This is a genomic window from Priestia sp. 179-F W1.4 NHS (assembly GCF_045369295.1).
GTDB lineage: Bacteria > Bacillota > Bacilli > Bacillales > Bacillaceae_H > Priestia > Priestia zanthoxyli.
In genome coordinates, this window is record NZ_JBIQFF010000002.1 from 802,696 (window position 1) to 814,485 (window position 11,790).

Below are 11,790 nucleotides of genomic sequence, written 5' to 3' on the forward strand. Positions count from 1 at the left end.
ACCACCATTTAATTCTTTGAATTATGTTGAAACGAGTCTGTACCCGCGACAGTTGATGTAACAGTTGATTTTTTCTGAAGCTTTCCGAGCGTTAACGTTAAAAGAAACGGCACTACAATTACGATTATCATTCCAATAATAAAAGGCGGCCAGCTCTGTGGAACAATTGATAACGGAGCAGGGATACCCGCAATTCCTACCGACGCTGCTTTCACTCCGGCTACAGATATGACAACACCGGCAATAGCAGAACCAATCACTGCAGAAATAAAAGCAAATCTAAAACGCAAATTCACACCAAACATTGCAGGCTCCGTAATGCCAAGCCACGCTGAAATCCCTGACGTTAAAGACAATCCTTTTAATTTCTCATCATTTTTTGAAAGAATCATTATTGCAAAAGCCGCAGAGCCCTGTGCAATATTCGATAATGCTACCATTGGCCATAAGAACGTACTCCCTACGCTTCCAATCAGCTGTAAATCTACGGCCAAAAATGTATGGTGCATCCCTGTAATAACAAGAGGAGCGTATAAACCTCCATATACAAGCCCTCCAATAAATGGAGCCGTTTTAAACAGCCATACAACTGCATCTGTAATAACATTTCCTATTGCAAATGTAATTGGACCAATTACAATAAAAGCGAGAAACCCTGTTACTAAAAGAGCTACAGGTGCTACAATCAAAAGTTGAAATCCATCCGGTATGCGTTTTCGTAAGAATAATTCGATTTTTGCCAAGACGAATGAAGCGACTAATACGGGTAAAACCTGTCCTTGATAGCCTACTTTCTCAACATGCAGGCCAAATAAATTCCACGTATCGATACTTCCTTTTTTTAATGCTTCTCCGTAAGACCAAGCATTTAGCAAGTCAGGATGTACAAGCATGAGCCCAAGGACAATTCCAAATAAAGGACTTCCTCCAAAACGCGTAACAGCTGACCACCCAATAAGAGCTGGCAAAAAGGCAAAAGCCGTATTCGCAATTAAATTAATCATGCTTGCGAAGTCTTTCCACTGTGTATGAACATCTACGATTGATTTATCATCGTAAAAAATTCCGGCTCCTGTTAGTACATTATTGATTCCCATCAATAAACCCGCGGTTACGATGGCCGGTAAAATAGGAATAAAAATGTCAGCTAATGTTTTTATTGCGCGCTGCAGCGGATTTAAGTTTTTAGCCGCTTCGTTTTTCACTTCTTCTTTTGATAGCTCGCCTATACCTGTAAGCGCCACCATTTCTTTATATACTTTATCCACCGTGCCTTGACCAATGACAACTTGAAACTGGCCGTTTGTAGAAAAAGATCCTTTTACTAATTCGTGCTCATCTAGCATACGTTGATTGACTTTACCTTCATCTTTTAAAACAAGTCGAAGGCGCGTTACACAGTGCGTTGCAGCAGAGATATTTTCTTTTCCGCCAACGGCTTCTACAATGCGTTCAACAGATTCTCGATTCATGTCTTTCCCCCCTTGTTTCCGCTTTCATTTCACTCCTATATCTCCTATCCCCCATATAAATCTCACCACAAACCTGTATATACAAGTTTTATGTTTTTATTCTAACCTGTATATACAGGTTCGTCAACAAAAATAAAATTACTTCTTTTTCATTTCATGATATAGTCAAAAAGCAAAGTGTATGGAAGGAGACATTACAATGCTGCAAGTAAGATTAATGGGGACACAAGAAGAAATTAATGAAGCAATCAAACAATTTGAACAGAACTACCATATAGAACATCAGTCAAAAGAATATACGCGAAGCGCTAATCCAAAATATGAGCACAAAAAAGATACTCGGGTGTATCTTTCTATGCATCCTAAAAAATAATTTCTGCTTTATTTCAGAGAAGAATAGTAGCTTTTACAAACTAAAGGATTTATATTATAATTTCAGTATTTACTATAACATCCGATTTGTATTTAAAAATCAGAAAGAGGCTTAAAAATGGCATATAACGACATATCTCTTAGAGAGAAAAGTATTGTGTTTATCGGCTTTATGGGGGTAGGAAAAACAACTATTGGAGAAATGGTTGCCAAAAAATTGTATAGAGATTTTGTTGATATAGATCAAGAAATCGAAAAAGAATTTAATATGCCTACTTCTCAGATTTTTAAAGAGCACGGTGAAACTTTCTTCAGACAAAAAGAAAAAGAAGTAATAAGTCGACTTTCACAGCAGCGCTTAAAAATCATTTCTTTAGGGGGAGGCGCTTTTTTACAAGAAGAAATTCAAGAGATTTGTTTATCTAACTGCATCGTATTCTTTTTAGATTTGTCTTGGGATTCTTGGAAAGAACGCATCAGTTTGATCATTGATAGCCGTCCTGTTTTACAAGGAAGAAGCTTAGAAGATATTGAAAAGCTATTTTACGACCGTCAAGCTATCTACTCAAACCACCATTCAAAAGTTGAAACTGATAATTTGGATATCAAAGAAGTAGCTAACTACATCGTTGATTCATTAAAAACAGCTTGGGATATTTATCAACCTTAATGAAATAAAGGTTTGTTCCCTTAACAAGCCTTTACAAAAAAAGACGTAGCTTAATGCTACGTCTTTTTTCATTCCTAATGGGAACTCATATAAAAATTGATAAAAAAGGCAATGGTGATTACATACATCATCCAATGAATTTCGCGATGGCGTCCTGTAAACAGTTTAATCGCTGTGTATGAAATGAAGCCGAATGCTAACCCTTCTGCAATGCTGTAGGTTAACGGCATCATGACAATTGTTAAGAAAGCGGGAACAACTTCAGTGAAATCGTCGAAGTTAACGTTTCGAATGTCACTTAGCATAAGCGAACCAATAATAATGAGTGCTGGAGCAGTAGCAACGCTTGGAATAAATTGAATAAGCGGTGCAAAAAACAAGGTAAATATAAATAAGATGGCAACCGTTAATGCCTTTAAGCCGGTACGCCCTCCTTCTGCAATACCTGTTGCATTTTCAATATACGTATTTAACGCAGTGCTTCCAAAAATAGCACTCGCCATTGTACCAATTGAATCTGCTGCAAGCGCGCGATTTAAACCTGGAATTTTACCGTTTTTATCTACTAAGTTTGCTTTTTTAGATAGTCCAATCAATGTCGCTAGCGTATCAAATAATTCTACGATGGTGAAAGAAAATACAACTGAAAAAATGCCGTAGGCAACTGCACCCTTTAAATCCATTTGAAAGAATGTTTCTCCAACGCTTGGCGGCGTAGCTGAAAAGACGTCTTTCAGAGAATGAGGAACTGCTTGTACTCCTACAATCATTGCTAATATTGTCGTAGCAAAAATACTTATAATAAGAGCACCTTTTACATTTTTAGCCATCAGTACAGCTGCTAATATCAGCCCAAAAATAGCAAGTAACGGGCCTTTATCCATGACATTTCCAAGCCCTACAAAAGTAGACTCGTTTGCCACAACTAATCCAGCGTTTTTCAAACCGATAAACGCAACAAAAAGACCAATTCCAACTGCTATTGAAGACTTTAATACGTTCGGAATGGCATCAATAATCTTTCCGCGTATTCCTGTTACCGTTAAAACAAAAAATAAGACCCCGGATATAAAAACTGCTCCAAGTGCCGTTTGCCATGACAATCCTTGTCCTAATACTACTGAATACGTAAAAAACGCATTTAAACCCATCCCTGGACCGGTTACAATCGGGAAGTTTGCCCATAGAGCCATCAGTAACGTACTAAATACAATGGCATAAATGGTAGCTGCAAGAGCCGCTTCTCGAGGGATACCCGCGTCAGACATGATAATGGGATTGACGATTACCATATAACTGACCGTCATAAAAGTTGTAAGTCCTGCTAGTATTTCTTGTTTTGGTGTTGTGTTGCGCTCTGATAGTTTAAACAAGCGCTCTAATATTCCGTTACGCTCCAACACGCGCGCCTCCCTACTTCTAAAAAAAAATAAAAAATCCTACCTATTCAAATGTCCTAAAAAGGACACGATTTAGGAGGATTTTACGTTTCAAAGTAAAATCTTTTGTCCTATTATAGTCTTAATTTGTAGATATGCAAAGGTGGAAAACGCTATCATTATAAAAATTTTTATCTTCCGTTAGTTTGGAATTTTGAAAATTTATTTCTCTTATCTTTTTAGTCTGTTGCAAGAGTACTCTTTTTACTCATTTATACAAAAAAGAGATTGAGACATAACTAAATAAATCCATTCTAAAGACAAATAAATGGAATAATCGCAGGAGTCTACGCCATGTCCTTCAATCAACAGCTAGAATCAACTAAACAGATGAAACCTACGTTCACCTTGACAACAAAAAACTCGAATTATTAATCAATAACTCCGATTAATAATTCGAGTTTTACTTTTGTTAAAATACTTTTATCCCAGCCTCTTCTTCGTTTTACATCTTACGAAATTAAAAGTGGAATTCTTTTTAAAAGACGATCTATCGAATGATTTGCTTCTTTCAGCACAATTCCCTGGTCAATTGTTTTTAGCACGCGATTCTCCATCACAATTTCACCGTCAACCATTGTTAGTTCTACATCTCCTCGCGTTGCTGAATACACAACTCTGGAAATAGGATCTACGCCGTAAGATGGAAAAGTATGAAGCTGATTTAAATTTAAAATGGCAAGATCCGCTTTTTTCCCAACCTCTAAACTTCCAATTTCTTTTTCAAGCCCAACTGCTTTCGCTCCTCCGATTGTAGCCATTTCGAGCACGTGTTTTGCATTCATGGCTGTTGGTCCGTAAGAGGGTTTATGAATCGTAGCGGCCAGCCTCATTTCGTTGAACATATCCAAATTATTATTACAAGGAGCACCATCAGCGCCAAGGCTTAAAAATACACCTTGCTCTAATAAACTGGGCACATCTGCGATTCCCGATGCAAGTTTTAAGTTTGAGCCTGGGCAATGACTGACTTTTACTCCTTGATTCTTAATAATTTGCTTTTCTTGATCGTTTAGCCACACACAGTGCGCTAAAATAAGGCGCTCATTGGCTAATCCTAAATGGTCTAAGTACATGATATTTCTCATACCCGTTTCAGCTTCTACAATGCGAATTTCTTCTTGATTCTCAGAAGCATGAGTATGGACATGAACATTATAGGCAGCTGATAAATGGCTCACTTCACGCAGCAAATCTTCCGTACACGACAGCACAAATCTTGGGGAGAATGCGTATCGAATACGACCGTTATTTGAATTATGCCATTTTTCAAGCAGCTCTACGCTTTCTTTAATCGAGTCAGCCGTTGTCTCCTGCAGAGCTTTTGGCAGATCGTCGCCTTTTTTATCCATCATTACTTTTCCTGCAAGAGCTCGGATTCCACTCTTAGATATAGCTTGAAAAGCAGAGTCCGTATGATGAACAGTTTCCATATCGACAATTGTTGTAGTCCCGCTTTGAATGAGTTCACCGATCCCTAACAGTGCTGAATAATAGATAGATTCTTCATCATGCGAAGCTTCAAGCGGCCATATTTTCTTCTTTAGCCAGTCTAGCAGCTCTAAATCATCTGCTTGCCCTCTAAAAAGAGTTTGACATAAATGAATATGAGTATGTATAAAGCCCGGCACAATCGTTTTATTTGCTGCGTCAATGACTTTATCTACCTTTTCCGGATGCAGATTTTTCCCGACGGCTGCAATACGATTTCCAACAATATAAAGGTCACCGTAAATAATATCATTCTTCTCATTCATCGTAATAATCTCTGCATTTTTAATTAATGTGTGCGTCATACCTTCTTTCCCCTCTTTCGTAACATCTATCTATTTCTAGCTCAAACCGAACACTAACATCTTCAAGCAATCTTTCTTACACTGGTCTTAAATATATATGGTGCATGCTCTGAGTTGAATAAGTGCAGGTAACCTCATGGGCGATAGAGACTTTGGGTAAAAAAAATTCCTAGCTGATTATACAGCTAGGAGGTTGGATTTATGATAAAATCCCAAGTCCCTTTTTCAAGAGGTTATACGAAATCGCAGGAGAATAATGTGATCTTGTATTTATAATATGGTGTTTTCAGTCTATATACCAGCTTTTTGTCAGAAGTTCTAACATTGTTTTTTTATTCTTTTTCACTATGTGACTTTTCTTGACACCCTTAATTTTCATGTTATGCAATTTATTCTCGTTTCTTCTATGTAATATTTACTAAAAATAAAGAATCTATCTTCTGTTTCTATACAAAACAGAAAAGTTATTTTATGATTTGTATGATTAAAAAACTACAAATCTATATTTTAGGGGTGATTAACTTGGAAAAAATAAATGTTGGCTGTCGTTTTACGCTTTCCGTTATGAGCGATAACTTCATCGATATTATTTTAAGCGCACTAAACGAAGTGGATATGTCTAAAGTTCAGCGAAAAACGGACCGTGTTAGTACGTTTATTGAAGGAACTGCCAAAGACGTATTTGAAGTTGTACAGGCCATTTATAAAAGTGCTGGAAAATCAGAAAAGCATATTGTGCTGAATGCCACGTTTTCAACAGGGCGTCACGAAGAATATTTCGAAGAAAGAAAAATAAACTCAAAAGAAAACATGCCTTTAAACCAACAGCTTTGTGCTTCGTTCCCTGTATCCACTCAATTTTCTTTGTATCCATTAGATACGCCGCATTATGTAGACATCATCAAAAGCGGAATTGGCGCAGTTAAACAACAGGGAGTATTTGCCGAAACCGTGCCTTTTGCAACAGCTTTAGAAGGAGATGTGGACAAAGTATTCGCTTCTCTATACGAATGCTTTATGAAATCTGTACAGCAAGCTCGTGTCGTGATGACAGTTAATATGTCAGCACACAGCCCTTCTTCAAAACGATAAATTACTTCTTATCTATTTATAAAGATAGAGTACTAGAAAGGATTTATATGAATATGGCTACAAAAAGAACGTTTTTTGCTTTTTCCCTGATAGGTGCATTATTATGTCTATTAGTCGTACCAAACTCTGTTCAGGCTAGTGAAAAACCTGCTCATTTAACGGTTGCTTCTTACACGCAGTTCTTGAAAGGGCAAGGTGATAAAAGTTCACTGTATGAATTTTCAAAACTGTCGCGTCAACAAAAACAAAAAGTTGTACAATCACTAAGGGATCCATCTCTGTTCAAAATGGATATTGAAGAGAGCAGCGGCACGGTCGAAGCTGCAAGTGCAGCAGCATACGGAGCAAAAACGGCTTCACCTTTATTCAAAACAGCAGCTTATACGGCTTCTTATAAAGCGGCTGGATTTACAACAACAAAACTAACGGTGTATGTAGATTATTACACAAAAAGCTCCTCAGTAACTTCAGTCAAAAGTGTACGAGGTGTGGTCACAAAAAACGTAAACCCCCTTGTGTCTATTTCAAAAAAGAGCTCAAAATCTTGGGTACAAAATAATCGAGCCTACGGGCGAATTGACTGGCAGTGGAAAGTTGCAGCTAAAAATGCTGGAATCAAAAGACAAACCGCTTATGGTACGGCTTCCGGCGCTTCTGGCGGATTTACAGCTACAGTCAATTGATAATGAGGAATAAACGATGAAAAAAATGATGTGGTGGATTATTGGTATTACGGCCGGGATGCTTTTACTAGGAATTCTGGTAGGTTATTTATCATTTTACAGCATATAAAAACAGCAGGTAATTTCACCTGCTGTTTTTTATCTAAATGTTATATTCTTGTCATAAAATTAAAACCTCCACTTACAGTGTCTAAGTGCCTGTAAGAAGAGGTTGGGATCACAATTGTTAGTAAGCCTGGTCTCTTCTCATCTTTCAAGCACTGCTTGTGGGAGTTGGCACGGTTCTATAAAGTCCGTTGCCGAGGTTTCACAGGGCCTATCCCTCCGCCTCTCTTGATAAGAAGTTTGTCGAATTTTGTTGATAATTGTTGATAAGATAAATATTATGTTACATGCTGCACAAACAGATGTCAACTACTTTTCAGAAAATTGTTTTCCCTCTAAAACTATGATATCGCTACCATTACTATGACAACTAGGTTACAAATATATAAATTTTTTATATTTTTTTATTACGCTTTTACAGCTGACTTTTTCTCAAAAGAAGTAATAGCCTCATCTAGCATACGAATGCCGTCATCTATCTGTTCTTTTGTCACAGTAAGCGGAGGTACCATGCGAATAACTTCACTTGCATTTCCGCAAAAATAAAATAACACGCCTTTTTCTAAAGCTAAGTCCAAAATCTCGAATAAAGCGTCTCCATCTCCTTCTCCCGTATGCGGATTAACAATTTCAATTCCAATCATAAGTCCTAAACCACGGATATCTCCAATAACTGAATGTTTTTCCTTTAAAAGATGCAGCTTTTCTAATGCATAAGCGCCCATTTTTTTCGTGTTATCCAGCAGCTGTTCTTCTTTCATCACTTCAAGAGTTGCAAGAGCTGCTGAACATCCGATAGGATTCCCACCAAATGTTGTACTATGTGTGCCAAGAGGCCACTGCTTCATTAATTCTTGAGAAGCGACCGTTGCGCTAAGCGGAATTCCAGAAGCAATTCCTTTTGCTATAGCCATAATATCTGGTACAACATCAAACGTTTGGCCAGCAAACCATTCGCCGGTACGGCCAAACCCTGTTTGCACTTCATCGAAAATAAGTAATATTCCGTGACGATCACAAATCTCTCTTAACTTCTTCATCCAACTTTTCGGAGGGATAATATAGCCGCCTTCGCCTAATACTGGTTCCAAAATAACGGCAGCCACTTCTTCAGGCGTGACTTGGTGCTTAAAGAGTATTTCAAAATCTTTTTCAAGCTTTTCAGTAAAGTATACATCGCTGTCTAGCTCCGCAGAGCACTCTTTTGGATTGGCATATGGAAGTTGATACGTCAGTCCCGAAGGCTGCTGAAATTGTCTATATTTGCTTTTCGATGTTGTAACACTTAAAGCTCCCATCGAGCGGCCATGAAAACACCCTAAAAAAGAAATAACATACGGACGCTTTGTGACATGTCTCGCTAATTTTAAGGCTCCTTCAATTGCTTCTGTGCCGCTATTTCCGAAGAAAAAGCAGTCTAAATTGCCCGGCGTTACTTTTCCTAACTCATCGGCTAACTTTAATATCGATTCGTACATAATCACACCTGAAGGACCGTGCAATAATTGATCTGCTCCGTCTTTGATTGCTTTTACTACTTTCGGATGTCTGTGTCCTACATTTGTCGTAGCGATTCCGGAAGTAAAATCGAGATATTCTTTACCATCCAATCCATAATAATAGCATCCTTCTTCTTTCACAACGGGCAAATTCGGATGATCTTTAGCCATTGTCGGTGCTAGCAATTCAGGCATTCTTTCAAATAAGTGACTCCAATCTTTAGACATACTACATCCTCCTTGAAATTATACAAATCAATTAATCTTATTCCGAAATATAGTTACTTATTAAACAATATTAGGAAATCCAGTTATACTAAACGCTTTAATAGAATAGTAATAAAACTTATTTTACTATGCATTTTTATTAAAATCAATTGTATAAATATTTATATATATAATTAATATGCGGAGTCTCATCCCTTCCGCTTTTCCCATAGGAGTCTTCGCCTTTCCCTCCAATCAACAGCCAGAAGTACTTACATATATGAAACCTGCGTTCACCATAACCATAAAAAAATCCGAACGATTAATCGTTCGGATCCTCCCTCAACCAAAATACTACTGTCACAGCCTCTTTAAGTATATTTATTCAAGATGTTTGGCATCATTGATTGTTTCAAGACGCCATTTTCCACTTTCATAAGCAAAAGTTGTAATCGATGTATTTTGTAAAATAGTAGTCCCTGTTCCTTGTTCTCCGCTTGTTACATGATGAATGAATGTATTAATTGCCGCCCCGTGACTAACAACTGCTACTTTCTTTCCAACAGACTCCTTCATAATTTCCGTTAACCGCCGAACCATCCGTTCTTGAGCGGCTTCGAGTGTTTCAATATTATATAAAGGTTCTTCTCCCCAATTTGTCGCATAGTTTGGTACAAGATCATGCAGAACTTCTACGTTCTTTGATTCTAATTCTCCAAAAGAGCGCTCGCGCAGCTGCTCACAAACCTCGACTTTCTCTACTTTAGCGACTGCGGCAATTTTCCCAGCCGTCTCCTGCGCGCGAAGCAAATCGCTTGTGTAGACTACATCAATATGGATATCTTTAAAACGTTCCGCTACGCGTTTGGCTTGTTGCCTTCCTGTTTCGTTGAGCGGAATATCAGCATGCCCTTGAATAAGTTTGTTTTTATTCCAATCTGTTTGGCCGTGTCTAATTAAGTAAAGCATCGTAATCCCCCTTTAATCTCGTTTTAAAAATTGATAAACAGCTTTATCAACCTCTGAGCTTTCATGTAAATCCGAATGTGCTTCATGAAACGTTTGGAGATGAATGTGTTCGGTAAACTCTTGCAGTCCGTATGCACTTTCTACTGTTACCACTCCATCTGTCTTATCTCCCACATCTCCTGCTCCTGAAAAAACGTCGATCTCTTTTGAGAAATCTTGACGACTTTCGTATAGCTTGTTTAACGCTATAGAGTGAAAAGCTAAATCACGAGCCCCCATAGATTCAATATGATTGCGTGCATGAGGATACATCTCCATTAATTCCTGATAATCTAATCCTTGAATTGGCGATCCTAACGTAACTAACTTTTGAATATATTGAGGGTTAGCCAAACTAACTGCTGCTGCTGTTACTCCTCCCATACTATGTCCAACTAAATCAACAGAAGATGCTTTATATGTATCACGTACATCTTGCATAATAGCTTCAATCCATTTTTGCTGCTGTGCAATACTGGCATCTGGCTTTTTAAAGACGATATGAATAAGCGGAAGTTTTCCCTCTTTTGCTTTCATAATGTGCTTCCACTGAATAGCTCCATCTTTTTGAACGACGCAGTAAGCTACTTTAGTTCCCCATCCGTTTTGTTCAAATCGTTTAATCATTTTCCCTAAGCTTTTTTGACTGCCTAAATAGCCATGAATAAATAAAACCGGCACATTTTTCGATTGGGCGCCTCGTTTTATTTGTGGGGCAAAAATATAAAAACAAAGCGAAATAAATAATATGATACTAATCAATAAAATTAACAGCCGCAAGTTCTCACCCTCCGATCGTCTCGTCTATTACACTCATTAATAAAAAAATTTGGAGTAAATTTTATTCTGATACGTCCTGTAAGCTGCAGAACTTGTCATCTTTTTCTTGTCAACGAGCTGCTCAAAGCGCAAACGCTTTTCCGTAAGCATCTCTGTTAGCCTTTGTTCTTCATTAGCATCCGTGCATATAGAAATCAATTCTTCTATTGTAGCCATATCTCGTTTTAGCTCTTGTTCATCACTTATCATATTTGCATTTTTTAACATCCTATAGGCTTGGCGCAGTTCTTCAGGTATATGTGATAAATCTTCTAACTTTAATGGTTTTCCTTCCCCAGGCAGCTTATCAAAGTCACCGTCTTTTATTGCTTGTCTAATTCTTTCTTCAGCAATTATATACGCAATATCCAAGGAAAGACCTCCTTTAAGAAAATATAAAATTCAATCTTACCTTCTATATAAAAGATGTATAAAAAACACAGCTTTTATAACCGTATTTTTTATTATACTATGATTATAAAAATTGAACTACCTTCACTTCTTGGAGAGACTATCCTCCCTTTGTGAAATCGTTTCTAGAGCTTCACTCCTTTCACTATCCAACTTTCTTGAGCAGTTTGTTAACGAGCTGAAAGTCAATAAACGATTCTGCATGAGGTTTTGTTAT

Annotated in this window: 11 protein-coding genes and 1 riboswitch; of the genes, 4 read left to right on the forward strand and 7 right to left on the reverse strand. The window is 37.6% G+C overall.

The genetic code is table 11. The annotated features are described in order from the left end of the window. Nucleotides 1-8: 8 nt before the first annotated feature. Complete coding sequence (gene treP, locus ACH0CI_RS14575; protein WP_406901718.1) at nt 9-1,472, reverse strand: PTS system trehalose-specific EIIBC component; 1,464 nt, start codon at nt 1,470-1,472, stop codon at nt 9-11. 199 nt (nt 1,473-1,671) lie between these two features. On the opposite strand from treP, the gene ACH0CI_RS14580 reads away from it, so the two are divergent. Together ACH0CI_RS14580 and ACH0CI_RS14585 are read left to right on the forward strand one after the other, a co-directional pair. Next, nucleotides 1,672-1,845, forward strand: coding sequence for a YvzF family protein (locus ACH0CI_RS14580; protein WP_080754382.1), 174 nt, complete (start codon nt 1,672-1,674; stop codon nt 1,843-1,845). A gap of 117 nt (nt 1,846-1,962) precedes the next feature. Further along, nucleotides 1,963-2,514 (forward strand): shikimate kinase, encoded by a 552-nt coding sequence (locus ACH0CI_RS14585; RefSeq protein ID WP_406901719.1) that lies wholly within the window; start codon nt 1,963-1,965, stop codon nt 2,512-2,514. A gap of 74 nt (nt 2,515-2,588) precedes the next feature. Here the strand turns inward: ACH0CI_RS14585 and ACH0CI_RS14590 are convergent, their stop codons facing one another. After that, complete coding sequence (locus ACH0CI_RS14590) at nt 2,589-3,914, reverse strand: NCS2 family permease (protein ID WP_016763224.1); 1,326 nt, start codon at nt 3,912-3,914, stop codon at nt 2,589-2,591. A gap of 491 nt (nt 3,915-4,405) precedes the next feature. Further along, on the reverse strand, nt 4,406-5,749 hold the full coding sequence (locus ACH0CI_RS14595) for a 5'-deoxyadenosine deaminase (RefSeq protein ID WP_335707476.1): 1,344 nt from the start codon (nt 5,747-5,749) through the stop codon (nt 4,406-4,408). A 513-nt stretch (nt 5,750-6,262) separates the two neighbouring features. Here ACH0CI_RS14595 and ACH0CI_RS14600 point away from each other — a divergent pair. Both ACH0CI_RS14600 and ACH0CI_RS14605 read left to right on the forward strand, forming a co-directional pair. After that, entirely contained in the window at nt 6,263-6,841 is a 579-nt protein-coding gene (locus tag ACH0CI_RS14600) for a YkoF family thiamine/hydroxymethylpyrimidine-binding protein (protein ID WP_235907397.1), read from the forward strand. A 53-nt stretch (nt 6,842-6,894) separates the two neighbouring features. Continuing rightward, nucleotides 6,895-7,524 carry a hypothetical protein gene (locus tag ACH0CI_RS14605; protein ID WP_406901721.1) on the forward strand — a complete coding sequence of 210 codons (630 nt, stop codon included), beginning with the start codon at nt 6,895-6,897 and terminating at the stop codon, nt 7,522-7,524. 243 nt (nt 7,525-7,767) lie between these two features. Next, nucleotides 7,768-7,867, reverse strand: a riboswitch (SAM riboswitch). 169 nt (nt 7,868-8,036) lie between these two features. Here ACH0CI_RS14605 and ACH0CI_RS14610 read toward each other — a convergent pair. The 4 genes from ACH0CI_RS14610 to ACH0CI_RS14625 form a co-directional block, all read right to left on the reverse strand. Continuing rightward, nucleotides 8,037-9,356: an aspartate aminotransferase family protein gene (locus ACH0CI_RS14610; RefSeq protein WP_034269726.1), complete on the reverse strand. Its 1,320-nt coding sequence runs from the start codon at nt 9,354-9,356 to the stop codon at nt 8,037-8,039. Between the two features lie 360 nt (nt 9,357-9,716). Next, the gene (locus ACH0CI_RS14615; protein WP_335708111.1) at nt 9,717-10,304 is read right to left on the reverse strand and encodes a histidine phosphatase family protein; all 588 of its coding nucleotides are present in this window, start codon (nt 10,302-10,304) and stop codon (nt 9,717-9,719) included. Nucleotides 10,305-10,316: 12 nt separating this feature from the next. Beyond that, the gene (locus ACH0CI_RS14620; protein WP_033578176.1) at nt 10,317-11,123 is read right to left on the reverse strand and encodes an alpha/beta fold hydrolase; all 807 of its coding nucleotides are present in this window, start codon (nt 11,121-11,123) and stop codon (nt 10,317-10,319) included. Between the two features lie 36 nt (nt 11,124-11,159). Then, nucleotides 11,160-11,534 (reverse strand): DnaJ family domain-containing protein, encoded by a 375-nt coding sequence (locus ACH0CI_RS14625; RefSeq protein ID WP_014461362.1) that lies wholly within the window; start codon nt 11,532-11,534, stop codon nt 11,160-11,162. Nucleotides 11,535-11,790: the final 256 nt, after the last annotated feature.